Source organism: Bacillus gaemokensis (assembly GCF_001590835.1).
GTDB lineage: Bacteria > Bacillota > Bacilli > Bacillales > Bacillaceae_G > Bacillus_A > Bacillus_A gaemokensis.
The window spans coordinates 32,319-58,293 of sequence record NZ_LTAQ01000003.1; the positions used below are offsets into that span (position 1 = coordinate 32,319).

Sequence of the window (25,975 nt, forward strand, 5' to 3'; positions counted from 1 at the left end):
AATATTCTCAAACCCCCTACAATCACCATATACTCACTCTTACAAGTTGCTATTTTAGGAGGACTAATCATGACAACTAGCAATACGTACAAATTTTATTTAAACGGTGAATGGAGAGAAAGCTCTTCTGGGCAAACAATCGATATTCCATCTCCGTATTTACACGAAATAATTGGTAAAGTACAAGCAATTACTCGTGAAGAAGTTGATGAAGCAATCGAATCAGCAAAAGAAGCTCAAAAAGAATGGGCTGAAGCTTCTCTTCAAGATCGCGCAAAATATTTATATAAATGGGCTGATGAGCTCGTAAATATGCAAGATGAAATTGCTGATATTGTAATGAAAGAAGTCGGTAAAGGCTATAAAGATGCGAAAAAAGAAGTTGTTCGTACAGCGGACTTAATTCGTTACACTGTAGACGAAGCACTTCATATGCATGGTGAAAGCATGATGGGCGATAGCTTCCCAGGTGGATCTAAATCTAAACTTGCAATCATCCAACGCGCACCACGCGGCGTAATTTTAGCAATCGCACCATTTAACTATCCTGTAAACTTATCTGCTGCAAAACTTGCACCAGCTCTTATTATGGGTAACGCTGTTATCTTTAAACCAGCAACACAAGGCGCAATTAGCGGAATTAAGATGGTAGAAGCACTCCATAAAGCAGGTCTTCCAAAAGGGCTTGTAAACGTAGCAACAGGACGCGGTTCTGTTATTGGTGACTACTTAGTAGAACATTCTGGCGTAAACATGGTATCGTTCACAGGTGGTACAAATACAGGTACTCACTTAGCGAAAAAAGCTGCTATGATTCCACTTGTATTAGAACTTGGCGGTAAAGACCCTGGTATCGTATGTGAAGATGCTGACTTACAAGAAGCTGCAAAACATATCGTTAGCGGTGCATTCTCATACTCTGGTCAACGTTGTACTGCAATTAAGCGCGTGCTTGTACATGAAAATGTAGCAGACGAGCTTGTGAGCTTACTAAAAGATCAAGTTGCCGAATTATCTGTTGGCTCTCCGGAACAAGACAGCACAATTGTCCCATTAATCGACGATAAATCTGCTGATTTCGTTCAAGGATTAGTTGACGATGCAGTAGAAAAAGGTGCAACAATCGTAATCGGTAACAAACGCGAACGCAACTTAATTTATCCAACATTAATCGACAAGGTAACAGAAGAAATGAAAGTGGCTTGGGAAGAGCCGTTTGGTCCAATCCTTCCAATCATCCGTGTTTCTTCTGATGAACAAGCAATTGAAATTGCTAACAAATCAGATTTCGGTTTACAAGCAAGTGTCTTCACAAAAGACATTAACAAAGCATTTGCAATTGCTAACAAAATTGACACTGGTTCCGTACAAATTAACGGACGTACAGAGCGTGGTCCTGACCACTTCCCATTCATCGGTGTAAAAGGTTCTGGTATGGGCGCACAAGGTATTCGCAAGAGCCTTGAGTCTATGACACGTGAAAAAGTAACTGTATTAAACTTAATATAATATTTTATTTAGAAGCTAATGTAACGGTCCGTTGTTTTGGACTTTTACATCTAGCTTCTTTTTTATTGTTGGCCATGATCATGGACTTCCTATAATTGGTGCCCCCTATTTTTACTTTACATTAGAAAGTTTCGTTTCTATTATTGCTTCAAATAACTTATCGGAGTCTTCATTGCTGACATGAACATATTTGCTATCTCCTTGAACCACCTCTAATGAATCTTTGTTTGAACGAATCCAAACAGAATATAAGACTGCTTTTGCTTCTATTTGTCGAGGTATTTTATATCCACACCATTCAATCATTGTTACTAATTCTAATGACAAACTATTCACTATAGTCTGATTATTACTATATCCATTGACGTATAAAAATACATTTGTTACCCTTGACTATGTTAATTTAATACATAAATCCTCATTCGTATCTCGGTGAGGTAGAGGTTGCAGTCATTAAGAGTATCATTTCAGGAGATGTAGTGGCATCGATGAATGAATGAGAAAGGAATGGTTGCCGAAGTAAGAAGTGTCCACTGTACATTCTTGCTGGGTCTGCTATTTAATAAGTGCAGAACTGTCACAAACATTTTGTTTGTGGAGAGCTATCGAGAGGTATGTCGTAGGTTTCTTATAAGATAGAAAGCACGTAACGACAATTACACGTGCTTTTTTTGTTTTTATATGGGACTTGCCTTTCTTCCTTTTGGAAGACATACATATCTCCTCGCTTGACTTGGTTATACTAACTTTGGAGGTATTCTTTTATGCAACAAAAAAAATGGGGCTTTTGGATGCTGACAGCATTTGTTGTCGGCAATATGGTTGGTGCTGGTATTTTCATGGTGCCAAGTACATTGGCACAAACAGCAAGCCCTCTCGGTGTTACATTAGCTTGGTTAACAACAGGGTTTGGTGTTTTAATGCTAGCTCTTGTTTTCGGTAATTTAGCAATTCGTCGTCCTGACTTAACAACAGGACCACAAAGTCATGCATATGCTTTATTTTCATCGCCAAAAAAGAAAAAAATGGCTGGATTCAGTATGGTTTGGGGCTATTGGGTCGCAAACTGGGCTAGTAACGTTGCCATTATTACATCTTTTGCAGGCTATTTATCGCTCTTCTTCCCAATTATGAAAGATACACATCTCTTATTTTCAATTGGTTCGTTCAATGTGGAAGTCGGAAAGCTTATTACATTCTGCATCTGTTCTTTCTTATTATGGGGAACACATATGATTTTAACAAACGGTGTAAACGGAGCTGGGAAGTTAAATTTCCTAGCAACAACAACGAAAGTAACTGGATTCCTGCTATTTATTGTTGTTACTTTGTTTGCCTTTCAAGCTTCAAAGTTTGGACAATGGTATACACCAATGATTGATAAAGAAGGCGTGTCACACGGACTGCTTTCACAAGTAAATTTAGCTGCTCTTACAACTCTTTGGGCGTTTATTGGGATTGAATCAGCTGTATTATTATCAAACCGAGCTGTCTCTCCAAAAACGGTAAAACGCGCAACTGTAACAGGTTTATTATTAACGGTCGGAATTTATTTAGGAATTACGATTTTAACAATGGGCGTCCTGCACATTGATAAACTTCAAACTTCTGAACGCCCATTAGCTGATGCATTAAATGCTGCAATGGGTCATGGCGGCGGGAAATTAATGGCGCTACTTGCCCTTACTTCCCTATTCGGCTCGATCTTAGGATGGATTTTATTAAGTTCAGAAGTTCCTTATCAAGCAGCAAAAGAAGGCTTCTTCCCTTCCTTCTTTGCAAAAACAAACAAAAAAGGAAGTCCGATTCATTCATTACGATTAACAAACATTATGTCACAAGTATTCTTATTCTCAACATTATCAGGAACGATCGCCGAGGCCTATACATTTGTTATCACTGTATCAACCTTAGCATATTTAATTCCATATCTCGTTTCACCAATCTTCCAATTAAAACTCGTTGCAACTGGTGAAACGTATAAGAATGAACCTGGTTCACGAATTATGGATGGAGTTGTCGCAGTCATTGCACTTTGCTATGCACTGTGGGTTATTAAAACTGGATCATCTGATTTAAAAACATTCCTTCTTGGAATTGGTCTATTTGTGGTTGGTTTTGCCTTCTATCCATTAATGAATCGTGATAAAAAAAGAAATAAAGAAAATAAAAACGAGCAAATTGCTTAAAGCAATTTGCTCGTTTTTATTTTTGTATACGAAAGAAACCTTTATAATGAAAAATAGAGGTGAAAAACATGTCAATTGAAACGCTATGGAGCAATCGTTTTCAAAAATATCTTCAAAACAGCATGATGTATTTTTTTCGCATAATTAGTGGTTTATTATATAGCTTCATCTTTATTTCATGCGTAGGTGCATATTATTACGCCAAGTTTCTAAAAACATCTCCTTCTAAAGGAATCTCATTATTACTCATCATAACTATACTTACAATTGTTATAACGAGATGTAAAATCCGTACTTTTATCCAAAAGCCTGATGCTGTCTATTTACTGGCACTTGAAGAAAAATTAACATCTTATTTCAAACAATCTCTTCTCTATAATTATGTTATTCAGTTATTTTCATTGCTATTTACGTTTCTTATCATCATCCCATTAGCAATGCAATCATTACAAATGACTGTACCTTTTTTATGTACAATCTTTTTTATCTTAATGCTTGTTAAGGGATGGAATCTATACATACATTGGATATGGCGTGATCAATATAACAGCCAAATCTGGCTTATCATTCGCTTCACTTGTAACGCACTTATTCTTTATATGCTTTTTCAGTCTGTATCAATCGTTCTATTAGGTGCGATGCTATTGCTTCTAATCTTGCTACTTGCTTATACAGTAAAACAACCGACAAAACGAACCCGCTGGGAATATGTGATTGAACAAGAAGAAAAAATGGACATGCACTTTTACCAATTTGCAAACTTTTTCACAGATGTTCCTCAGCTGAAAAAACAAGTGAAACCAAGAAAATGGCTGACAAGTTGGTTAGAGCCTATATTACACAACAAACGCTCTACCTTTTTATATGTAAATACTTTATCATTTCTCCGTGCTAATGATTATTTTGGTATATATATGCGATTAACTATTCTCGGTTCTTTTATTTTGTATTTCGTTCCAAATGTATTTGTAAAAAGTGCTCTTACTTGTTGTCTCTTATATATGACCTCTATGCAACTTCGTTCTTTATGGAAATATTTTTTGGGAAATAATATTGTAGCATTATATCCGATTTCATTTGAAGAAAGAGTACGTCAATTTCTCACCCTTGTATTTTCATTAGCAATCGTTCAGTTAGCGGTATTTTCTACTATTTTATTCGCTTCACTACTGGAATTTTCGCCTGTTGTTTCAACTGTTATAGTCAGCATATTTTTTATCAAATTTATTATTATCCCTAAAACGAAAAGGCGAATTTCTGTTTTATAATTACAAAGGACCGCAAATAGCGGTCTTTTATCTGCTTATCCAGCAACCTTCCGCTAATTTCTAATCACTTTTTTAGGCATTTCTCATATAGTAAAAATGACTATATTTTTGCCTGATTTTATTTACCATCCATAAGCTAAGCAATTGTTCATCACATATATAAAAAAAGATGGGAGCCCTACTATGAACAATAACCAAACTTTACCGCCCCCAAATAACTCTGAGGAAAACAAAAGAGAAATTAGCTTGCAAACATTAAGAGTCATTGGACTCATTGTATTAATTAGTGGTTATATCCTTGTCGCGCTCTCTGAAGTAGGTGAACTGAAAAATCTATTAACAAATCCAAATGCAAACAATGAGCTAGCACAAGAAGACGTTTTTTAGAAAACTATAGTATGTAAAAAACGAATCATTGTAAAAATGATTCGCTTTTTATATAGTTTCTTATCCAATATGAGGTATGCTTTCTTCACGATATTCTGTCCTACTAATTGCTTTCCTAAATAATAAAATACTACTGACACCAATACCAAAATAAACAATACTCATTCCCCATGATGCAATAAAAGAGCCTAGCATAATTCCTAATGCTCCGTTCATTTTTGCTACTTGAAAGACCATCCCATTAATCGCCATATAAGAACTTCTCGCCTGATCCGGAACCATATCTGCCATAATGGATTGACGAACAGGTACATACATCATCTCCCCAATCGTTTGGAAAAGACCTGCTATTAATAAAATCCATAAGCTATTACTGAAGCCAAGTACTGCAAATCCAATTGTATAGATAAATACACCAACATATAATATTTTCAAATCATTAAAACGCTTCATCATTTTGATTACAAGAGCTGAAAATAACACCACTAGCAATGTATTCTCTGCGGAAATCCAGCTTAACATCCGGATACCCGTTAAATCAAAAGTACCATGATTTCCAAATGTGAAATGAGCCGTCTCAAATTCCTTTTGCAAACGTACACCTAAATAATTATTCAACTGAAACTCTAGTGATAATGTGCATATACTCGCTAAACAAAAAATTAAAAATGATCGATCCGTCATGACAACTTTGTAGTTTTCTACCATTTCTTTTAGTACATGCTTCTTTTGTGTAGTTTGCTGCGCGACATATACTTCTTCCATATATGCTGTAATTAAGTATAGTGTTAATAAGGCGACTGCTGTTAATAGTATAAATAGTTGCAAACGATAGTGCTCAAACAGTAATCCACCAAATATTGCCCCAATTGCAATAGACAAATTTATTGCCCAATAGTTGATACTATACATCACTTTTCGATTCTCAGGCGTACTCACGTCAATTAACATTGCTTCTGTTGCTGGATTCATAAGCCCTGAACCGAGGCTATTCATTAACATAAACAAGAAAGTTAACCAAGGTGAATCTACATAATCCGAATTCGCAATTCCCATACAAGCAATAGAAACCACTTGTATAACTTGGCCTATAATCATCACTTTTTTTCTTCCTAATCGATCGCCAATATACCCACCATACAGACCAATCATTAGCGCTGCCATTACATTTACTAACAATAAAATACCGGCAAGAACACTACCTAACTTTATGGAAAAATATATAGCCATAAACGGGAAAATCATCGTTGCTACAGTACGTGTTAAAAATGATGTTATAATTCTAATTTTTATATTTCTATGCATACTCCAAAATCCCATTTCTTTCCCCTCCTTATGTGTATTCATTTTACTTTGAAAAAGAGGAATAAAAAGGTTAGAATATTCTAAAGAGTTTCCCCTTTTATTAAATAAGGAAGTGTTTACCTATGAAAATTATGGACTATTATATTCGTTTACGATTACACTACCAAGATCAACAGCACATTCAAAACAGCCTTCAAGAATTTGCTAATGTTTTATATTGCAGTACAAAAAATGTAAAAATCTTACTGAAGAAAATGAGTGAAGAACAACTTGTTACATGGACTCCAGGTAGAGGACGAGGGAATAAAACAGAAGTTCTATTTCTGCATACATTACCAGAAACGATAGAATTATATACTGAACAACTGTTACAGCAAGAAAAATTAAAAGAGGTATTTCTTCTTTTAAAAGAACCACTTCCTCCTGCGCTTCGAAAGAAAATAGAAGAAAAGCTACATCATCATTTTGGATACCAACCTTCAAACGATATGTATGATGTACTGAAAATTCCTTGCTCAAGAAAGATATTACCGCTAGATCCAGCCTTTATAGCTGTCACAACAGAGAGTCATCTCATTAGTCAAATTTTTGATACATTAGTTATTTACAACTACAGTACAGAAGAAATTGAACCCCATCTCGCACATACATGGGAGGTTAGTCATGATCAGCTTACCTGGACTTTTTATTTACGCAAAGGCATCCAGTTTCTTTCCAAATCGAAGCCGGACAACAATAAAACAATCCTATTCTTTACATAAAGCGAAAGAGTACTTGCAAAAGAGTACATACCAAGGTGAAACGATACACATTTATTTCTTCTCTTTTAAAGACAGTGCTAACGACGCCACCTGGCTAGAAGAACGTTGCCAACGCTTAGGCATACATATACAATTACACCCGTTTCCAGTCTCAGACTACTCGGATCGCTCTATTGATCAACGTGCTGATATCATTTTAATGGGGGAAGTTTTTGCTTCTAATCTAGAAATAGCCTTTCTAAACGTCTTTAAAAATAAAAGCTGTTTCATCAATCGCTTTATGCATCCTCATTACCAGAAGCAGATCAATTGTTTACTAGATACATTTCTAGCAGAAAAGAATAAAGAAAAACGTTATAAGCTTATGTATGAAATTGAAGAGTTTCTTCGAACAGAATATATTATTTTATTCAATTATCATGTTTTAAAGAAGAAAACATATCCATCTTCGTTAAAGAATGTCACCATTGATTCTTTTGGATGGACGGATTTTGCAAAATTGTGGATTCATCCAATGGCACCAGTAAACAGCTAAAGAACTATTTAGTCAAAATACCTTCCTACTTGATATTATGAAAAATAGTAAGACCTTAACCTTACTTTCTATGAAGTTTAAGGTTGAGGTCTTACCTGGATGGAGTACTATATTTGTTTTTCTACTGGAACCACTCTTCATATTGAAGACGGACATACCTTGCTATATAAACACAAATTAAAAAACCGACATAAAGTCTAATTTTTGGGTGGGAAAGAGAATCCGACCATGCATAGAAACGGTCAGATCCTCTTCCAGCCCCATGCCAAGTGAAAACAAAAGAAGAAAACGAGTGGAGATCTTATTTTGTTTTCATAGCCGCGACTTATATGTTGAAAAATCAACATGGATATATATAAGCCTATACGTTATCGTACAGTAAGAGACTTATAATAATTAAAAATAAGAGATGGGGATACATTTTCTACGAGGATGAATTTCAGGATATGCTCTCTCTAAACTTTAATTAACATACCGAATCATAGCCACTTCATCACAACAATTAAATTTAGGGCAATGTCTACAATCAATCCATACTTTTTCTGGTAACGATTCTTTATCAACGAGCTCAAATCCACACTTCTTAAAAAATGTAGTTTGATACGTTAAGGAAATGACTCTTTTCACCTTTATTTTAGAGGCTTCATTCAGCACATGATTAACTAGCATACGCCCTAACCCTTTACCTGCATATGTATCCCTTACAACTAATGACCGAATTTCAGCAAGGTCTTCACTCAAAACATGTAAACCGGCAACCCCTAGAATTTTCTCCTCTTCTTTTACAACATACAAACACTGTAAGCACTGATAAAGGGATAAATGAGAACGCGGAAGAACTACTCCCTCTTTCGAATATATTTCAATTAAGTTATATATATCTTTCACATCACTTGTAACCACATTTGAAATTTGCATAAACTATCTCCTTAAGGTAAACATACATATTAATACCATTTAACGAATATTAATTCATAATTTCATATAATAATACACCCACTCCGCAAGCGCGTCAATTATTATTCTGAATTTTTCATATAAAATAAATACCACTTTCTTCTATATACCCATTTCAATTTCCGGCTATTTTCTGACTATACTATTAAAATGGATTAAAGCGAGATTTTGGATGTGAAAAGACATATATAATAATTTCAGCATGTCAAAAATCTAATTATAATACGGTAAAGATGTTGAGAACTGCATAATAAAAGACCTCAACTAGAGGTCATTTTGAAACTATAACTTGATTTTTATTCTTACTTTTGAGTAGAAACAAAATCCACCATACGAATAAAAACAAATAACCTATGGTTGCAAATATAGACCAAATAGACCTTTGTTGTAACCCATTTATCAAATGTTCAAATTCATCCATTCCTTCCGCTCTTCCAATACTATGTATCAAACTAATTATTGGAACTGTTATAGCAAAACAGATGGCTAACGTAGACAAACTTTTCATTTTCTTTCGTATAACACAAAATATTGCAGTCCCTAATGTTGTTAATAAAAATGAATAATATATTGCCCAAAACCAATTAGGAAGCGTCTCCCAATACATTTCTCCATCCTCCATATTTGCAGTATTTAAAAATCCCATTCCTCGGTATATATCATAAATACAACGCTCTTTAGAAAACACCCTAAGTTCCCAAACATATAAACCACTACTCCAGAAACAAAACGAATCCCCACTGCTTCGAAAACAAAAGAGGACCTACTCTCTCCTCCTCCCTTTGTTTTAACGCGGCATGGAGCTAAAAAAGGCCCTGACCGCTTCTACACATGAGCGGATCCTCTCTTCCCACCTTTTATATCTCACTCAATACTTGCTTCCGACTCCCGTATTGGTAATACTGTAGAATATTTAATCTCCCGCAGCGCTAAACTCGTTTGTATCCGTGTAATTCCTAGCTTATTTAACTTTCTAATAAAGTGCTCCAGTTCCTTTCGGTCTCTGTTCGCAACTTTTAATAAATAATCATACTCTCCTGTTAAACAATGACATTCTAATACTTCAGGCATAGATTCTAATTCTCTTTCTAACACTTCAAGTTTTTCAGATTGATGAATATTTGTACTCATAAAAATAAAACATAATAAATCAAATCCAAGCTTTTCTTGATTTAAAATGGCAACTTGCTTATCAATGAACCCTTCACTTTCCAATCTTTTTATTCGCGCATGTGTAGCAGGTGGCGACAAATTAACGCGGCGAGCAAGTTCCGCATTGCTTATTTGCGATTCTTTTTGTAATATATCTAAAATCTGCAAGTCTAAATCATCTAACACTTTAATAACAGACGATTCCATAAAACCCCTCTTTTCCTTACCGACGATTCTTCGAAAAAACACATAGTATCTTCAGTGAATTTGAATAAAATTTTCTTATCATAATCATAAACAGAATATTATTTTGAATTTTATCAATTATACAAAATAATATATTAGATAAACAAGAAAAATGCTAAAATTATTTACAATTCACATGATATAAATCCTTTTTAGGTTTTCACTTAGCATGGGGCTAAAAGAGGCTCTGACCGCTTCTATGCTTGATCGGATCCTCTCTCCCACCTAAAAAGAAAAGGGGTTCTAAGTTATGCCTTATTTTTATGTCTTTTTATTATTGCTAACAAGCTTATTATGGGGAGGAAATTTTGTCGTTGGAAAATCGCTTGTCCATCATGCTTCTCCAATGACTCTTACAAGTTTAAGATGGATGATTGCCATCGTTTGTCTATTACCGATTGTTTGGTTTAAAGAAAAGAAACTTCTTCCACCGCGTGCTGCCATTCTTCCCTTACTACTCATGGGAATTACTGGCGTTGTTCTCTTTAATATTTTTCAATTTTTATCTCTAGAACAAACATCGGCAACAAATGTTGGACTTATTTCCACATTGAATGCTATTTCAATTGCACTATTTTCATCCCTATTCTTAAAAGAAAAAGTAAATACGCTTCAAATTCTCTCTATGGTTCTTTCTTTTTTCGGTGTGATTCTCGTCCTTTCAAAAGGAAATATGGCTCTTTTATTTTCATTACATTTTAATAGTGGCGATTTATGGATGATTGCTGCGGTTTGTATTTGGGGCATTTATTCTGTTTGTAGCAAATGGGCAACCAAAATGATAACACCAATGATGGCAACTTTATATTCAGGTATTTTCGGTGTTGTCATATTACTCCCATTTAACATACCAAACTTTACTGTTTCTCATATCAATGCTTCATTTATCACTTCCTTGCTATACACAGGACTCATTTCAACTGTAGTCTGCATGGTATTTTGGAATGTTGGTGTTCAAAAATTAGGAGCTACTACATCAGGAATCTTTCTAAATTTCAATCCTATCTTCACCGCTATTCTAGCGTTCCTTTTCCTAGGTGAAGAACTAACATGGATTCAAATTTTAGGCACTATCGTCGTTGTTACTGGCTGTTATTTATTTTCTCATTTTAAAACGGTTGTTCATCAACCTAATACAAAGATTGTACGTGGACATTCATACCCTTCAGGTCACCACCGATAGAAAAAATCGCCACTATTTTTAAAATAATGGCGATTTTTTTATATTTTTCTTTTTTGATTCTTCATCTGTTCGAGATACTGCTTTTCCTCTTCTCGTGTTAGACGCTCAAACGCTTTTCCAGTATCTCCACCTTGCATTTTCCAAAAGAAGTTATGCTCCTCAACGGTTTGTGAAAAATCACCTTTTTCCCAGCGTTCTAGAATAGTAAGTAATTTGGGTTTATTATTCAAATGCTTACTACTTTCCACAAGCTTCTTCGTATTTTTAATTTCTTCTAACGTCATTTCAATGAATCCCCACTTTTCAGGGGATTTCACTTTTTGATGTACCATTTTATGCATAATAGATATAATTTCACCTTCAGTATATTGTGGTGATTCATTAGCTCCAATTTGCTTTTGAGTAGTTGTTTCATGTTTCTTCAGGCGTCTATCTTCTTCCTCTACATACACAAGAAATTTTTGCACTCCGAATATAACACTTATTACAATTACACTGGTAATACTTATCCACGTTATCCATTTGCTCATATTGTATATTTTCCTTATTCCTTATCGTTAGGCTGTGGATATTTTTCAAAAAAGGCTTGTACATATCCCATAAACTCTTTTGGCTCTTGACGGAATGGAGCATGATATCCTTGTTCAATTATATGGAAGATACTGTTTTTTAATAATTGATGATATGTTTCACCATTTTTAAATGAAACACTTTTATCCTGCCTTCCCCAAATAATTAAAGTAGGCACCTGAATTTCATTAGGATTGATCGTAAGACGATGTTGTCGCATTTTACTTAATTCTTTGTAATGCTCTGTATCATCTCTTTTGTTTTTCACAGCACTTTCACGGTAATCTGTAATTGCAGAGACTGTATCTAAACTAGTTGATAATCTCGGTTTCGGCTCACCTTTCCCTTGTGCTTGTGTTATAGATTCTATTCCCGTCGCATCAGTCAAAATAAGATGTGTAATGGCATCAGGATATAAGTATGTTAAATTAAGAGAAATTTCTCCTCCCATCGAGTGCCCTAATATCGCAAACTTGTCATACCCTAACTTTTTCATTAATTTATAATACAAATTTGCTTGATTTGGAAACGAATATTCAAAATCAATCGGTTTTGATGAATGACCAAATCCTAAAATATCCACCGCAATAATGGTATGTTCTTTTGCTAATTCTTGATAAATATCACTAAAACCATTAGAAGAACCACCGAAACCATGAAGCATGAGTAAAGGCGGTTTCTTTTCACCAATTTGCTTAAAATATATTGTCTGCCCATCAATTTCTACCATTTTCTCTTTTGTATTCAATTTAGTTACTACTGTATCTTTCACTTCTTTTACTTTCGCTTTAGGCTTTTCTATCACATCGCAGCTCGCTAGTAGTGCTAACACTAGAAAAGCAATTATATAAAACTTAAATCGTTTCAAATTAAAAATTCTCCTTTACAATCTCATCTAAAGGACCTTTTTCCAAAAAATAAAATGGGCATATGAAATCAGAATAAGCTTTTATTTTTATTGTCATTTTATATTCCCTCACTTGTTATTATTCACCACAAGATGTAACTAAACCGATTATGTCTTGTGCAAAAAAATATGTTTTCTTTATAGAAATAAAATACATACTAAATTTTTATCATGTATCACTCTTGTTGTAATCAGTATAGTTACAACGAGAGTGGAAGTCAACAATTTTTCCTAAGAAATGATATAAATCATGTTAAGTCGATTAAAAAACACTGCTTTTTTAGTAAATTTTCTTACCAAAAGAGCAGTGTTTTCCATAAAATCTATTTTAGTTTTTTTTCATTACTTTTTCTTTTATAAAACGATCTACATACCCTTCTGCTTTTGCAACAAATAAATAAGCTCCCATTGCCAATAATGCAAGGTCTAATTCATATCCAGGATTCTTTCCATCTCCTAATAGACCAGCTGCTCCATTTACCTTTACAATTGCTCCAACTAAAATAAGAGCAAACAATAACCCTACATATCTAACACCCAAACCAACGATTAATAATATTCCACCAACTAATTCAAACGTTGCAACACCGTATGCAAGACCACCTGGTAAACCAATGCTTGTAAACCACCCTGCTACGTTATCAATACCTGATTGAAACTTTGCCAAGCCATGCGCAAAGAATGTAACTCCTAACACGATACGAATAATTAAATTACCAATATATTGATTCATTATGAACTCTCCTTTTGTTTTGTTATATAAAACTTTTTTTCACAAGACAAAACGATACAGTGTTTCTTTTTATTCGTCAATTCTTTTTTTAGAGAAATAAAAAAACATTACCCAGTTCATGGGTAATGTTTAATAAAATATGCAATAGAAACTGTATATATATAGTTTTTATACGCGACGTATAGTAAATAAATTTTGATAATATTACCAAAAATAATTAACAAGAAACTCCTCTTCTTAATGTTTCTACTGTTCAGGTATAAGTTGGAATTTCTCCCCAGCTCCTATGTAAGGCAATAACGATATATCCTCTTCTAACACCATTCCAATTACATTCACTTTTTCGTTTTTCGATAAATCATTCATAACAATTTGCATTTCCCCCGCATATCTACCGTACAGTTCATTATCAATTGTAATGGCACCTACTTTTCTTTCGATTATGTTCATAGGTTGTAAAACGACAGAATCCCCTTCTCTCGATTCAACAGAACGGATAACATCCCGAGCTGGATCAAGTCGATTGGTATGCACCCTCTCCACTTTCTCTAGCACTTGCTTCTCATTCACGAGCGGCTTATATCGAATAGGAATAATTCCTTCCCTCGCATTAGATATTTCACTTATACTTTGCACCGTTCCACTTATATCTCCAATCAATACTTTATCAACAAAACACTCTTGAATAAGTTCCAAATATGCCTCAAGCGGGCGCATATTTCGATGTTTTTCTAACGTTGGAAGTCCTTCGTATAGCGGTCCTCTTTTTTCATCATCACCTGAAATAAAGGCCATTGTTTTTATTCCGCAATCATGCAAATACTGATTTTGTTTTTGTAAAAATGATTTAGCAAGTCCTGTTTCAGGGCGTGGATAAAAATTATGCCACGCTTCTACACGATCTACTTTCACCTTTTCCTGAAGAAGTTCCTTCCAAAAGGGTTCAGTAATTGTACTAGCATTTAATGCTACCTTCATTTTGTGTGATATACGTGCAATTTGCTTTGGATTTATCCCATAATCAATGCGTAAACCAGTAATTCCCCACTCTAATAGCTGCTCCACATTTTCATACGCAATTCCTAAATGCTGTAAAGACTTTGGTGAAATGTCCACCATTAGTTCCATCTCATATTTTTCCGCTTGCTTTCCAAGTATTTGTATGAGCTCTTTATACGCCCTAGGATCGTCTTCTGGAATATGAAGAGAAGTAAAAATAGATGAAAAGCCGTTTTCCTTCGCCGTTTTTAACCATTCTTCTTGCTCCTCTATTCGCTCCTTTGAAAGATATATTGAAACTCCTATCATAGTAATCTCTCCTTCTACTGATAAGCTAAAAAAAGAGAAAGGGAATCCCTTTCTCTATATGTTCTCTGCCATTTCATCCTTAAATCCGAAGAAATACGTAAAGATAAAACCAAATACATAAGCAACGACAAGACCAAGAAAATATAATAAATATTTATTATCAGCAATTAACGGAATTAACGATAATCCTGATACACCAATTCCAAGTGAAGCCGTTTTCATAACTGCTTGAAATGCCCCGCCAACAGCAGCTCCTAAACAGGCAGTAATAAACGGTTTACCAAGCGGTAATGTCACCCCATATAATAAAGGCTCACCAATCCCTAAAAACCCGACCGGCAATCCACCTTTAATGACATTGCGAAGGCGTTTATTTTTTGTTTTTACGTAAATAGCAATCGCCGCTCCTACTTGTCCAGCTCCTGCCATCGCTAACACTGGTAACAGAGGCGTTACATGTGTTTGATTAATAAATTCCATATGAATAGGCGTTAAACCATGATGTAGTCCTACCATAACAAGTGGTAAAAATGTTCCTGCGAGCACTGCCCCTGCAACTGCTCCACCAACATTTAAAATCGCGTTAATACCGCTTGTAATACCATCGGATAATAAACCAGCCACTGGTTGAATTGCTAACATCGTTACTAAACTCACAGCTAATACCGTAATAAGTGGTGTCACAATAATATCAACTGCATTTGGCACCGCTTTTCGAACTTGTCTTTCCACGACAACCATAAGCCACGCTGCAAAAATGACAGCAAATAATCCACCGCGCCCCGGTACCATTGCTTCGCCAAATAGTTTTACATTTGCCATAGCTGGGTTAAAAATTAAGATACCGGCAATTGCACCAAGAACTGGGGTTCCACCAAATTCTTTCGCTGTATTCCAACCGACTAAAATGCCTAAAAACGTAAATATACCGCCACCGATTAAAAGCAACATTTGCAGCCATGTTGCATTCGGATCTGCACCCGCATTTTTAGCAAAGTTAGCAACCCCATTTATAATTCCTGATGCAACAAGCCCAGGAATTAATGGAATAAAAATACTCCCTATTTTTCGTAAAAAGTTTTTTACAGGTGTATTATTTTTCTTCTTAATGGCAGATTTCACTTCTTGACCAAAGTCTTCAAGATGATGATCTTGGACCTCTCCAATTCGTAACCCTGTCAAATTCTCCATTTCTGCTGCTACTTTATTCACAGTTCCTGGGCCAACTACGACTTGCAATGTTTCATCTTCAATAACACCCATTACACCCTCTACCTTTTTCAAAAGATCCATCTTCACTTTACTTTCATCATGAAGTGTTAGACGTAACCTCGTCATACAATGAGCAATACCACGAATATTTTTTATTCCCCCAAGTTGCTCTGTAATTTCGCTAGCCATCCGCTGCTCTTTCTTCATTTTCGAATCCCCCTCCCCATTTTTTATAGTGCCTTTTTCACAAATCCTTTCGCATCTGTTAGCTTTTCAAGTGCTTCCCCATATTCGCACTGCAGTAATATCATCACAATCGCAGCTTTCACATTACGATTTGCTTTTTCGTAATATGCCTCTGCTTCCTTGTACTCTACTCCTGTCGCTTCCATAATAATTCGTTTGGAACGTTCAACTAACTTTTCGTTTGTCGATTGGACATCAACCATTAAATTTTTATAAGCTTTCCCTACTCCAATCATAGAAGCAGTTGAAATCATATTCAGTACTAATTTCTGTGCCGTTCCAGCTTTTAAACGTGTAGAGCCTGTTAACACTTCGGCACCTGTCTCTACTTCTACACTAATTTTTGCAAATTTACTTATTTCAGCTCCTTTATTACAAGAAATACTAGCTGTATTTGCTCCTACAGAATCTGCATATTTCAGTCCACCAATCACATATGGTGTTCTACCACTTGCTGCGATTCCAATCACAGTATCTTTGTCATTTAACCCAATATTTTCTAAATCCAGTGCAGCTAGATTTTCTCGATCTTCAGCACCCTCTACCGCTTTAGTAAACGCTTTCAAACCACCTGCTATAAATCCTTGTACCTGTTTCTCATCTGTTCCAAATGTTGGTGGGCATTCAACAGCGTCTAAAATCCCTAAACGTCCGCTTGTACCAGCACCGATATAAATTAATCGGCCACCATTTTGAAAAGACAAGACGACACTTTGCACAATTTTTTCAATTTGCTCGATTTCATTTTCTACTGCTACAGCGACTTTACGATCTTCACGATTCATAGTTTGCAAAATTTCTTTTATGCTCATCTCATCTAAATTCATCGTATTTTCATTTCGGTGTTCTGTTGATAAATTTTCTAGCATATTCTCACCCTCTTTGAAATTTTATTTCACACTTTTATTATAACTTTACGAAACTAAAAATCAATATTCCTATTTAATTTTATGAAATAAAATTTCTTTTTATAACAGATTTGTGTCTGTGCATGTAACATAAAAAAGATGAGTTTTCACGAGACCAATGAAAAAGCCTCAAAAAAATAAAAAGAAGATAACAACCTACTATATAGGTGATTATCCTCTTTTTATTTTCTATATATTAATAAACTTTCTATGACTTACTCAAAGTGAACACTTTTTCAGCAGCCTTGCCTTCACTCATCTTTTTTTATGGCATCGGGTGCTCAAAATAATTGAGAATTGAAAAGATATATAACCCAATTAACACCAAAGCACAAACACCAAATAGCATTACCGCGGGGGTGCTTTTTTCTCGTCTAAACCCAATAATAGTAAGAGCAATAGAAATCCACATTGAACTGTTCACATACAATAAAGTTGTTTAATCTTAATACTCTAAACACACAAAACACCGTTCGAAAATGGAATGGTGTTCAAAAAATAGTGGTTTAATTTTCATTATCCTATACTCATTTTCCCAAAACAAATAACAATAAAGTCGTTTAAATCGAAGTGATCTTCTACAATTGCGCCCGATTGAGGAGCAACAAATAAATTAGATAAAAAACCGCGACATACTTTCCTCTTTTAAAATGGGAGGTTTTGAACAAGTGAAATAGTTATAACTAGTGTTGATAAAGAACCTAAAGATGTTAAAGTTATTATCTTTCTGTTATTTTGCTTTTTTGAAGATTTACTTAGTTCATGGATCACTGCACTCCATAATAGTACAGATGCTAAGGCAATAATACTCATAGACATATTTGGTACACCCTTTCTTATAATTTAATTATTTATAATTTTAACTCCAACATATCTATTCCACAATCTAGCCCTTTAATTAAATAACGCGACTGACATTTCTAAACAACTTTATTATGTTTTAAACGATTTTATTGTAAATTAAATAACTTTATTATCTTTTTTTATGAACTCTTTAACATAGTGAATATATTTAGACTTGAATACCGACTTAACCAAGTTACGAAACTTATGTATCCCAAAAAAGTGAATAAAATAAAAAATATAGATAATTGATTTGTTTTCCATATTTCAAATGCAATTTATCATCTCCTTTTTACACTAAATAATCCATAATATGTATAAAGCTAGTTTTCATTTTATTCTAAAATATCGATAAAATCAATCCGAAAAAGAAGGCACATTAAATGTGCCTTCTTCTCCCTTACTTCAATTTCCGCAATCGCACTGCTTCTTCTCTTGTTTCCATAAATTTATCCAAAACTTGATTCCCAATTCGATTAAATGTAATTACGTATAAAGCATCAATCATATTCAGCTGGGTCATTCTCGAAGCAATGCTTGCTATACGATAATCTTGCTCAACATCTGGCATACAAAGACGGATGTGTGATTCTTTGTACAGTGGAGATGATTGATCTAATTTTGTAATCGCGATAACAGTAGCACCTTGTTTACTAGCATATTGTGCCATTTCTAGTACATCTTTCGTACGACCAGACGTTGAAATAGCAACAAATATATCCCCTTCTCCTAAATTAGTAACAAGCGGCAGCATCATATGAAAGTCAGATAACATCATTGCTGTAAATCCAAGACGAGTAAATTTATATGCGCCATCCATTGCCGGTGCAGCTGAGCCACCTACTCCATAAAATAATATTTTCTTTGCATTCGAAATTACGTCTGCTGCTTTTTCTAATTCTTTTTTATCAATTGCTGTAACACTCGCTTCAATCGCAGCCTTGTTTACATATGTAACTTTATTAAATAAATCAAACGGTCCGTCCTCTGTGTTCATCACCGAAAAATCATTAATATTATAATCAGCAATTGTTAATTCCCTGACAAGTGCTAATTTAAATGCTTTAAAGCTTCCTATACCAATCGTTTTACAAAAACGCACGACACTTGCTTCACTGGATCCCGCATTGCTCGAAACTTCTTTCGTTGTTAAATTCGGAACAATTTCTGCGTTTTCCATTATGTACATGGCAACCTTTTTTTCAGCTGGTGAGAATTGGTCCATATAATTTTCAATTTTAAATAGTAGCGTTGACGCCTTCACCATTCATCCCCCATTCCTTTCGGTTGCTTTTATTTTTCATATCCTAATTCCAGATCTTGCGAGTCATAAAGATAAAAGGCATCTTCACCAGAAGGATGAAAGACATTTACGGTTCGATCCCCTTTTTGATAGACCGTCCTTTCTCCTTCCGACCACTTCTTTTCCCATCCATTTATCCTAATTGCAGCATCAGGCAAAAAGGAAGTGTATCTATATCCTTTCGAATCATCTCCTGCAACATACGAAGAGAAAACAGAAACAGGAAAATCTTTAACTTTTGATTCTTTCCCTAATGTAAATGGTAAGCACATTAAAAGAAGTACAACTACACATATAACTTTCTTCCATGTAATCTTCATTCATTTTTCTCCTTCTAGTACTAGAGTACACATAAATTTTAACACAATTATTACTTCGCCACTCTACACTAATACTACTTTTTATATTCATAAAAAAGAGCTTATCCACATGAGATAAGCTCCTATCCTTTACACAAAATACTTCTTCAATAGTGGCGGTGTAATAATCGTTGTCAGTATAACAACAATGACAATTGCTGTGAAATTTTCTTTTGCCAGCAAATTTGCTGTTAACCCATTCGCTGCAATGATAAGTGCGACTTCTCCTCGCGACACCATACCAGCACCGATGCTAATAGAAGACTGTAAATTAAAACCTGTTAACCTCGCTCCTAAACCAGACCCTACTAATTTCGTCAAAATTGCAATGATAGTCATGATAACAATAAACCAAATTTGATTTCCGATTCCTTGAAACGTGATTTCCATACCAATACTGACAAAAAAGATAGGCACGAAAATCGCATACGCAATCGGTTCAATTTTGTGTTCCACCTCATGCTTGTATGCTGTTTGAGAAATCGCAATACCTGCAGCAAACGCACCGATAATACCCGCAATCCCCATTTGCTCACTATAGTAAGCAAATGAAAAACAAATAATGAGTGCCGCACTAATTAATGCCTCCGATACTCGAAGGGGTACCAGCATCTTCATAATCCACGGAATAATTTTCCAGCTAATGAACACAATACTCACAAAAAAGATAAGTTTTTTTGCGATAACAAGTGTAATATTCACATCTTGTGTACCTAAAAGACTCATGACAAATGCTAATAAGATAACGACAATTACGTCATCAAATACAGCAGCTCCTAAAATCGTCGTGCTTTCTCTTGTATTCATTTTCCCTAGGTCTCGTAATGTTTGTACAGAAATACTCACCGATGTGGCACAAAGCAATAGTCCTAAAAAAATCGCATGTGATTGTAACATTCCAAATGCTAGTCCTGCCAAATATCCACCTAGAAAAGGAAAAATGATACCTCCCGTCGCTACTGCTAATGAAGATTTTAAATTACGATTTAATTCTTCTAAATCTGTTTCTAGCCCCGCCATAAACATAAGTAATAAAACACCAATTTCACTAAGTTCATCAATAAGCTCAGAACTATTAATAATACCCAAAACAGCAGGACCAATAATAATTCCAACAATTAATTTACCTAGTACCGATGGTTGACCGAGTCTAACACTAATATCTCCAGCTAATTTCGTACAGAGCAAAATAACGACCAATTCAAAATAAAACAGCATAGTATCTTCTCCTACTTTATAAAATACATCTATTTCTGATGGTAGTTTTTCCTTACACCTAACATTTTATTTGTTTTATTTTTATTTGACAAAATATTCTGAATTATATTAGAATTACTACAGTAATTCTTAATTTTATACTACATACACAACTGTACCTCTATTCGCTTACATACTCTCTTACAATGGACTCGCATTACATTCGCAGTTGTGAAGATTTGAAAATGAAAGGAGAGTCCAAGTGAAATCATTATTACGAAAGAAACCACTTACTACTGAATCCCCGCGACAATTACAAAGAACATTAACTGCATTAGATTTAACTTTTTTAGGCATCGGTGCTGTAATCGGGACAGGTATTTTCGTCTTAACAGGAATTGTGGCAGCCAAGCATTCTGGTCCTGGTATTATGTTATCTTTTCTTATTGCCGCATTTACTTGTGCTTGTGTTGCCTTCTGTTATGCTGAATTCGCTTCTTCTATCCCTATTTCAGGAAGCGTTTATACCTATGCATATATGACGGTTGGTGAAGTTATCGCTTTCATCGTCGGTTGGTGTTTAATGCTAGAATATTTACTGGCAGTCGCAGCAGTTGCTGTTGGATGGTCTGGGTATTTACAATCATTACTGCAAGGATTTAATATACACCTTCCCGCCATTATTGCCTCCGCCCCCGGAATAGGAAAAGACGGCATAATTGATTTACCAGCTGTATGTATTTTACTTTTTATTACACTACTTCTGAGTTTTGGTGTACGTGAAAGTGCTCGTATTAATAATATTATGGTGCTAGTTAAATTAGCAGTTATCATTGCCTTTATCGTGGCCGGTGCGAAATATGTTAAACCAGAAAACTGGACACCATTTTTACCATTTGGATACGATGGCATTATTACAGGAGCAGCAACGGTGTTTTTTGCCTTTCTTGGTTTTGATGCGATTGCAACCGCAGCTGAAGAAACAAAAAAACCACAGCGAGACTTACCAATTGGAATCATCGGTTCTCTTCTAATCTGCACCATATTATATATGATTGTATCTTTTGTATTAACAGGAATGGTTCCTTATACACAATTAGATGTTTCCGATCCAGTTGCTTTTGCCCTACATTTTGTTGGTGAAGATACGATTGCAGGATTTTTAGCTGTCGGTGCGATGACCGGAATGACCACTGTTATATTAGTCGTTATGTATGGACAAGTTCGCGTTTCCTATGCAATGAGCCGTGACGGTCTACTTCCAAAAGCACTAGCTCGCGTCAACCAACGGGTTAAAATCCCATTATTAAATACATGGATTACCGGAATTGCAGCAGCTTTATTAGCAGGATTACTAGATTTGCATCTGCTTGCAAACTTAGTGAACATCGGTACACTAACAGCTTTTACATTCGTTTGCTTTGCTGTACTCATTCTGCGAAAAACACATCCCGATTTAAAAAGGGGCTTCCGCGCACCATTCGTACCCATACTACCCATTGTTGCCATTTGCTGTTGCCTGTATTTAATGTTTAATCTTTCCGCAACAACATGGATGAGCTTCGCAGTTTGGCTTGTAATTGGACTATGTGTATATTTCTTCTACGCTAGACATAATAGTCACTTACTTACAGAAAAAAATACCGATAAGAGAAAAGAAGTATAAGAAAACAGCTCGCCGTTTTAGCGAGCTGTTTTCTTATACTTTTCTGTTAACGTCTGTAGAATAAAAAATACACCAATGCAAGCCGTAAACCACGCCCAATTTCCTAACGATGAAGAATAATTGACGATACCAATCATAATGACAATCACCATTACAACCAATTGATATACAAGCTTCCACTTTCGCATATCTATCCCCCTCGACTATTTTGTTTCTTTCTTTTTCTTTTTCCATGCAGTTAAACTATCAAAGAAAAAGTTAATAAACAGCGTTCCTAATCCTGCTAATAAAAAAGTCATTAAAAACAGGATCCATATGCTTTTTTCCTTCAAGAAATAATACCCAACAAGGAGCACAACAGCAATCCATACATATTCAAGAATTCTTTTCAACTTTTTCTCTTCCAAATAATTCGCTCCCTTATCCTGTCTTTCTACTTTTAGTATAACAAAAAAGAAGCTTGTCATGAATAAATAGACTACATTTAGAAGAGGATACTATGTTCAATATGAGAGCATATATCTTCTTTTTTATACATAATTGAAGTATTCAAAAAACGTCATCCTTTCTAATCTAGCTTGTTTAGAAAGAATAACGTTTTTTACACTTTAGGGCAGTTGATGGGTATATGGAGCTACCCCAGTCTCTACAAGTATAGATTACAATTATTTTTTCATTTCTTTCGTACCTTCAGATAATTTATCCGCATAATTTTTAATGTCTTGCCAACTACCTTTAGCTGTATTAAGATCTTCCTTTAAAAAAGCAAATTTTTCAGGAGTAATCTCTTCAACATTTTGCAATAATTTGTTATATTTTGATCCTATTGTATGCCACTGATTGGAGATATTTTGAAGAGAAGTAATAGCTATATCAATTGTATCAGTCATATATATAGTTTTATTTTTAGCATCTGTCAAAATAACTAATTCTTCCTGAGCTCCGGAAATTCTTGACTTTAAGTTTTGTATTTCTTGCTCTGCAGATGAAATATTACTTTTGGCAGTAGCAATCATTGCTGCACTAGCCCCGAAAGTGAATATAATCATGACTCCACCAGCAATAAGCATATCATTACTTTGTTTAATTCTATAATTACATTCATCGATTTGCTTCTGTAGAAGTGGAATCCCAGCGTTTGTACTTTCTAAAATAGACGTCAATTGATTTGAGTCATCTTTGAAACTTCTTGTATCTTCTAACATTTTATTTCGAAATGTCTTCAGTTTGTCTAGTAATCCATCCACTTCTTGACTGTTATTCAAAATACTATGATACAATTTTTCCAATTCATTTTTAAAGCTTACTGTGTTCTGTTGATTTATAGCAGCTAGTAAATTGTTATAATACGATTGGAAAGTATCATTATAGTTCACAATATTTTGGTTGGTTTTCATAATATGAGGTTTTATATCATTTAACCAATATGTTGCATTTGTTTGGGCATCTTTTTGATGCTTCATCATGTTTGCTTGTAAATCACCATTTATAGAGGTTATTCTACTAAGATCCGTCTGTTGTTGGTTACGAATTGTTTGAGCATATGAATCCATTACAAGGGTACTAGATGCCATTTTGTTCATTGCATCTTGAAATCCCTCAGAGCCAAGAGAATATTGCTTATTGCTTTCTTGTATAGTTTGTTCTGCTGCAAAAGTATGATGTGGTATTACATTACTTGTTGCTATTCCAGCAATAACCATTGATAAAGCGATTTTCTTATACAATTTCTTATTCATCTTTTTTCACCTATTCTTTCAGATACATCACATATCTTATTGAATTCATAAGGTTCTATCATTTACTGCAAATACAGCACCTTTTGAACCCTATCTATCTACATTTGAATATAGTTTATAAGATTATCCTCTTCTATAATTCCTATCTAGTTTACTAACCATATAGGAAATCTCCTGCTCTAAATTGAACAGGAGACTCGCATCACATACCTCTTACATTGATAATCCGATCATTATAACCACTTTCAGGATAAAGTTACTCTTTATTTTCCGCTACTTTAATTTCGCTATCTTGGAAATTTTCAGCCAATTTTTGAACTTGGTTCCAGCTATCTTTAGCTGTCTTGAGGTCTTCTTTTATAAAACCGAGCTGTTCTGGTTGTATAAATTTAACATTTTGAAGTACTTTATTATATTTTGACCCCATTGTTTGCCAATGAGTTGAAATATTTTGCAGTGCATCAATAGCTATATCAATAGTCTGTGTTAAACTTTCAGTTTGTTGTTTAAGATTCGTTAATCCAACTACCTGTAATTTCATACTGGTGATGTCACCTGTTAGACTTTGGATTTCTCCTTGTGCTCTATCTATTTCTTTCTTTGCTAAAACAACCCCTGAAATACCTCCTGCTGTTGCACCTATACCGACTATAATGAGTGGAACACCGTATCCAGCTCCTGCACCAGTAGCAATTAAGGCTACACCACCTATAATGGCAACTGGACCTAGAGCTGTTGCAACAGATGATGCAATAAGAATTGCATTATTTTTATTAATACTCTCCATATTTGCCGCAATTTGCTTTTCTAGAAGGGGGATCCCAGCATCTTGACTAGCTAAAACGGAAGTGATTTGGTTAGCATCGTCTTTAAAACTTTGTGTATCAGATGTCATTTTATTGCGGAAAGCTTTCAAATCTGCCACTAGCTTGTCCACTTCTGCTTTATTATCTGAAATACTATTAGATAATCTTGTAAGTCCATCCGTTAATGCGGCTTTGTCCTTTTTGTCTACAGCCGCTACTAAAGTATCATAATAATTTTGAAATCTTGTACTGTAATTGATAATATTTTGGTTCGTAGAAATGAGTTGCGGTTTTAGATTATCTAACCATTGGTTTGCATTTCCTCTAGCAACATTTTGATGCTGAATGATTTGCGCTTTTAAAGAATCTTGAATGGCAGTTATACCATTAAAATTCGCATTTGCTTGTTTAAGAATCGTTAAAGCATACAGGTCCATTGTTAATACATTTGACCCTGTTTTCGCTATTGCATCTCTAAGACCATCTGGCCCTAATGAATACTCACCATGCTTGTCTGCTGCATTTGTTACATTAGCATGAATGGGAGCTGGTTTTACTGTATTTTCCGCTGCAGAAGCATATGTTGGCATGATATTACCCGCTGCCATTGCCGCTATTAATGTGGATAAAGCCATTACTTTATAAGGTTTTTTTGTCATGTTTTTCTCTCCTTATATGATTCAAGA

24 protein-coding genes, 2 pseudogenes and 1 riboswitch are annotated in these 25,975 nt (G+C 34.9%); of the genes and pseudogenes, 7 read left to right on the top strand and 19 right to left on the bottom strand.

The window, feature by feature from the left end:
* Positions 1-69 precede the first annotated feature (69 nt).
* Positions 70-1,509, top strand: a complete 1,440-nt coding sequence (locus AZF08_RS06630) for an NADP-dependent glyceraldehyde-3-phosphate dehydrogenase (protein ID WP_033674675.1) — start codon at positions 70-72, stop codon at positions 1,507-1,509.
* A gap of 111 nt (positions 1,510-1,620) precedes the next feature.
* Here AZF08_RS06630 and AZF08_RS06635 read toward each other — a convergent pair whose 3' ends face one another.
* Complete coding sequence (locus tag AZF08_RS06635) at positions 1,621-1,836, bottom strand: hypothetical protein (RefSeq protein WP_033674674.1); 216 nt, start codon at positions 1,834-1,836, stop codon at positions 1,621-1,623.
* A gap of 103 nt (positions 1,837-1,939) precedes the next feature.
* Positions 1,940-2,122, top strand: a riboswitch (Lysine riboswitch).
* A gap of 151 nt (positions 2,123-2,273) precedes the next feature.
* Between AZF08_RS06635 and AZF08_RS06640 the strand changes: the two genes are divergently transcribed.
* The 3 genes from AZF08_RS06640 (at position 2,274) to AZF08_RS06650 (ending at position 5,353) form a co-directional block, all read left to right on the top strand.
* On the top strand, positions 2,274-3,698 hold the full coding sequence (locus AZF08_RS06640; RefSeq protein ID WP_033674673.1) for an amino acid permease: 1,425 nt from the start codon (positions 2,274-2,276) through the stop codon (positions 3,696-3,698).
* A gap of 68 nt (positions 3,699-3,766) precedes the next feature.
* Complete coding sequence (locus tag AZF08_RS06645) at positions 3,767-4,966, top strand: ABC transporter permease (RefSeq protein WP_033674671.1); 1,200 nt, start codon at positions 3,767-3,769, stop codon at positions 4,964-4,966.
* A gap of 183 nt (positions 4,967-5,149) precedes the next feature.
* Positions 5,150-5,353 carry a hypothetical protein gene (locus AZF08_RS06650; protein ID WP_033674669.1) on the top strand — a complete coding sequence of 68 codons (204 nt, stop codon included), beginning with the start codon at positions 5,150-5,152 and terminating at the stop codon, positions 5,351-5,353.
* A 60-nt stretch (positions 5,354-5,413) separates the two neighbouring features.
* Here AZF08_RS06650 and AZF08_RS06655 read toward each other — a convergent pair whose 3' ends face one another.
* Positions 5,414-6,673 (bottom strand): MDR family MFS transporter, encoded by a 1,260-nt coding sequence (locus tag AZF08_RS06655; RefSeq protein ID WP_033674668.1) that lies wholly within the window; start codon positions 6,671-6,673, stop codon positions 5,414-5,416.
* 107 nt (positions 6,674-6,780) lie between these two features.
* On the opposite strand from AZF08_RS06655, the pseudogene AZF08_RS06660 reads away from it, so the two are divergent.
* Positions 6,781-7,954: pseudogene (locus tag AZF08_RS06660) on the top strand (SgrR family transcriptional regulator).
* A gap of 462 nt (positions 7,955-8,416) precedes the next feature.
* On the opposite strand, the gene AZF08_RS06665 reads toward AZF08_RS06660, so the two are convergent.
* From AZF08_RS06665 to AZF08_RS06675, 3 genes are all read right to left on the bottom strand, one after another.
* Positions 8,417-8,872, bottom strand: a complete 456-nt coding sequence (locus tag AZF08_RS06665; RefSeq protein ID WP_033674667.1) for an N-acetyltransferase — start codon at positions 8,870-8,872, stop codon at positions 8,417-8,419.
* Positions 8,873-9,182: 310 nt separating this feature from the next.
* The gene (locus AZF08_RS06670; protein WP_033674666.1) at positions 9,183-9,518 is read right to left on the bottom strand and encodes a hypothetical protein; all 336 of its coding nucleotides are present in this window, start codon (positions 9,516-9,518) and stop codon (positions 9,183-9,185) included.
* A 257-nt stretch (positions 9,519-9,775) separates the two neighbouring features.
* The gene (locus AZF08_RS06675) at positions 9,776-10,270 is read right to left on the bottom strand and encodes an Lrp/AsnC family transcriptional regulator (RefSeq protein ID WP_033674664.1); all 495 of its coding nucleotides are present in this window, start codon (positions 10,268-10,270) and stop codon (positions 9,776-9,778) included.
* A gap of 289 nt (positions 10,271-10,559) precedes the next feature.
* Between AZF08_RS06675 and AZF08_RS06680 the strand changes: the two genes are divergently transcribed.
* Positions 10,560-11,492 (top strand): DMT family transporter, encoded by a 933-nt coding sequence (locus AZF08_RS06680; RefSeq protein WP_033674663.1) that lies wholly within the window; start codon positions 10,560-10,562, stop codon positions 11,490-11,492.
* A 38-nt stretch (positions 11,493-11,530) separates the two neighbouring features.
* Here AZF08_RS06680 and AZF08_RS06685 read toward each other — a convergent pair whose 3' ends face one another.
* The 10 genes and pseudogenes from AZF08_RS06685 to AZF08_RS06725 form a co-directional block, all read right to left on the bottom strand.
* Positions 11,531-12,022: a DUF6241 domain-containing protein gene (locus AZF08_RS06685; RefSeq protein ID WP_033674662.1), complete on the bottom strand. Its 492-nt coding sequence runs from the start codon at positions 12,020-12,022 to the stop codon at positions 11,531-11,533.
* A gap of 14 nt (positions 12,023-12,036) precedes the next feature.
* Positions 12,037-12,930 (bottom strand): alpha/beta fold hydrolase, encoded by an 894-nt coding sequence (locus tag AZF08_RS06690; RefSeq protein WP_033674661.1) that lies wholly within the window; start codon positions 12,928-12,930, stop codon positions 12,037-12,039.
* A 10-nt stretch (positions 12,931-12,940) separates the two neighbouring features.
* Positions 12,941-13,027: pseudogene (locus AZF08_RS32330) on the bottom strand (DsbA family oxidoreductase); the annotation flags it as partial.
* Positions 13,028-13,297: 270 nt separating this feature from the next.
* The gene (locus AZF08_RS06695; RefSeq protein ID WP_033674660.1) at positions 13,298-13,702 is read right to left on the bottom strand and encodes a DoxX family protein; all 405 of its coding nucleotides are present in this window, start codon (positions 13,700-13,702) and stop codon (positions 13,298-13,300) included.
* 246 nt (positions 13,703-13,948) lie between these two features.
* A complete protein-coding gene (locus AZF08_RS06700; protein ID WP_033674659.1) occupies positions 13,949-15,010 on the bottom strand; it encodes a DUF871 domain-containing protein in 1,062 nt (353 codons plus the stop codon).
* Between the two features lie 54 nt (positions 15,011-15,064).
* Positions 15,065-16,429, bottom strand: a complete 1,365-nt coding sequence (locus AZF08_RS06705) for a PTS transporter subunit EIIC (RefSeq protein WP_033674658.1) — start codon at positions 16,427-16,429, stop codon at positions 15,065-15,067.
* A 23-nt stretch (positions 16,430-16,452) separates the two neighbouring features.
* Positions 16,453-17,337, bottom strand: a complete 885-nt coding sequence (gene murQ / locus AZF08_RS06710; protein WP_033674657.1) for an N-acetylmuramic acid 6-phosphate etherase — start codon at positions 17,335-17,337, stop codon at positions 16,453-16,455.
* A gap of 1,282 nt (positions 17,338-18,619) precedes the next feature.
* Positions 18,620-19,483, bottom strand: a complete 864-nt coding sequence (locus tag AZF08_RS06715) for a MurR/RpiR family transcriptional regulator (protein ID WP_033674710.1) — start codon at positions 19,481-19,483, stop codon at positions 18,620-18,622.
* A gap of 29 nt (positions 19,484-19,512) precedes the next feature.
* The gene (locus AZF08_RS06720) at positions 19,513-19,842 is read right to left on the bottom strand and encodes a hypothetical protein (protein WP_033674655.1); all 330 of its coding nucleotides are present in this window, start codon (positions 19,840-19,842) and stop codon (positions 19,513-19,515) included.
* Positions 19,843-19,971: 129 nt separating this feature from the next.
* A complete protein-coding gene (locus AZF08_RS06725; protein ID WP_033674653.1) occupies positions 19,972-21,099 on the bottom strand; it encodes a cation:proton antiporter in 1,128 nt (375 codons plus the stop codon).
* 241 nt (positions 21,100-21,340) lie between these two features.
* On the opposite strand from AZF08_RS06725, the gene AZF08_RS06730 reads away from it, so the two are divergent.
* Positions 21,341-22,744 (top strand): amino acid permease, encoded by a 1,404-nt coding sequence (locus AZF08_RS06730; protein ID WP_033674651.1) that lies wholly within the window; start codon positions 21,341-21,343, stop codon positions 22,742-22,744.
* Between the two features lie 17 nt (positions 22,745-22,761).
* Here AZF08_RS06730 and AZF08_RS30700 read toward each other — a convergent pair whose 3' ends face one another.
* From AZF08_RS30700 to nheB, 4 genes are all read right to left on the bottom strand, one after another.
* The gene (locus tag AZF08_RS30700) at positions 22,762-22,932 is read right to left on the bottom strand and encodes a hypothetical protein (RefSeq protein WP_033674650.1); all 171 of its coding nucleotides are present in this window, start codon (positions 22,930-22,932) and stop codon (positions 22,762-22,764) included.
* Between the two features lie 15 nt (positions 22,933-22,947).
* Positions 22,948-23,151 carry a hypothetical protein gene (locus AZF08_RS06735; RefSeq protein WP_033674648.1) on the bottom strand — a complete coding sequence of 68 codons (204 nt, stop codon included), beginning with the start codon at positions 23,149-23,151 and terminating at the stop codon, positions 22,948-22,950.
* Positions 23,152-23,409: 258 nt separating this feature from the next.
* Positions 23,410-24,483 carry a non-hemolytic enterotoxin subunit C gene (gene nheC, locus AZF08_RS06740; protein WP_033674647.1) on the bottom strand — a complete coding sequence of 358 codons (1,074 nt, stop codon included), beginning with the start codon at positions 24,481-24,483 and terminating at the stop codon, positions 23,410-23,412.
* Positions 24,484-24,739: 256 nt separating this feature from the next.
* Positions 24,740-25,948, bottom strand: a complete 1,209-nt coding sequence (nheB, locus tag AZF08_RS06745) for a non-hemolytic enterotoxin subunit B (RefSeq protein WP_033674646.1) — start codon at positions 25,946-25,948, stop codon at positions 24,740-24,742.
* Positions 25,949-25,975: the final 27 nt, after the last annotated feature.

What these genes read in the sequence shown, in the direction of transcription:
- AZF08_RS06630 (WP_033674675.1), top strand. Translation starts at nt 70, where the DNA reads ATGACAACTAGCAATACGTACAAATTTTATTTAAACGGTGAATGGAGA.
- AZF08_RS06640 (WP_033674673.1), top strand. Translation starts at nt 2,274, where the DNA reads ATGCAACAAAAAAAATGGGGCTTTTGGATGCTGACAGCATTTGTTGTC.
- AZF08_RS06645 (WP_033674671.1), top strand. Translation starts at nt 3,767, where the DNA reads ATGTCAATTGAAACGCTATGGAGCAATCGTTTTCAAAAATATCTTCAA.
- AZF08_RS06650 (WP_033674669.1), top strand. Translation starts at nt 5,150, where the DNA reads ATGAACAATAACCAAACTTTACCGCCCCCAAATAACTCTGAGGAAAAC.
- AZF08_RS06655 (WP_033674668.1), bottom strand. Translation starts at nt 6,673, where the DNA reads ATGGGATTTTGGAGTATGCATAGAAATATAAAAATTAGAATTATAACA.
- AZF08_RS06665 (WP_033674667.1), bottom strand. Translation starts at nt 8,872, where the DNA reads ATGCAAATTTCAAATGTGGTTACAAGTGATGTGAAAGATATATATAAC.
- AZF08_RS06670 (WP_033674666.1), bottom strand. Translation starts at nt 9,518, where the DNA reads ATGTATTGGGAGACGCTTCCTAATTGGTTTTGGGCAATATATTATTCA.
- AZF08_RS06675 (WP_033674664.1), bottom strand. Translation starts at nt 10,270, where the DNA reads ATGGAATCGTCTGTTATTAAAGTGTTAGATGATTTAGACTTGCAGATT.
- AZF08_RS06680 (WP_033674663.1), top strand. Translation starts at nt 10,560, where the DNA reads ATGCCTTATTTTTATGTCTTTTTATTATTGCTAACAAGCTTATTATGG.
- AZF08_RS06685 (WP_033674662.1), bottom strand. Translation starts at nt 12,022, where the DNA reads ATGAGCAAATGGATAACGTGGATAAGTATTACCAGTGTAATTGTAATA.
- AZF08_RS06695 (WP_033674660.1), bottom strand. Translation starts at nt 13,702, where the DNA reads ATGAATCAATATATTGGTAATTTAATTATTCGTATCGTGTTAGGAGTT.
- AZF08_RS06700 (WP_033674659.1), bottom strand. Translation starts at nt 15,010, where the DNA reads ATGATAGGAGTTTCAATATATCTTTCAAAGGAGCGAATAGAGGAGCAA.
- AZF08_RS06705 (WP_033674658.1), bottom strand. Translation starts at nt 16,429, where the DNA reads ATGAAGAAAGAGCAGCGGATGGCTAGCGAAATTACAGAGCAACTTGGG.
- murQ (WP_033674657.1), bottom strand. Translation starts at nt 17,337, where the DNA reads ATGCTAGAAAATTTATCAACAGAACACCGAAATGAAAATACGATGAAT.
- AZF08_RS06720 (WP_033674655.1), bottom strand. Translation starts at nt 19,842, where the DNA reads ATGAAGATTACATGGAAGAAAGTTATATGTGTAGTTGTACTTCTTTTA.
- AZF08_RS06725 (WP_033674653.1), bottom strand. Translation starts at nt 21,099, where the DNA reads ATGCTGTTTTATTTTGAATTGGTCGTTATTTTGCTCTGTACGAAATTA.
- AZF08_RS30700 (WP_033674650.1), bottom strand. Translation starts at nt 22,932, where the DNA reads ATGCGAAAGTGGAAGCTTGTATATCAATTGGTTGTAATGGTGATTGTC.
- nheC (WP_033674647.1), bottom strand. Translation starts at nt 24,483, where the DNA reads ATGAATAAGAAATTGTATAAGAAAATCGCTTTATCAATGGTTATTGCT.
- nheB (WP_033674646.1), bottom strand. Translation starts at nt 25,948, where the DNA reads ATGACAAAAAAACCTTATAAAGTAATGGCTTTATCCACATTAATAGCG.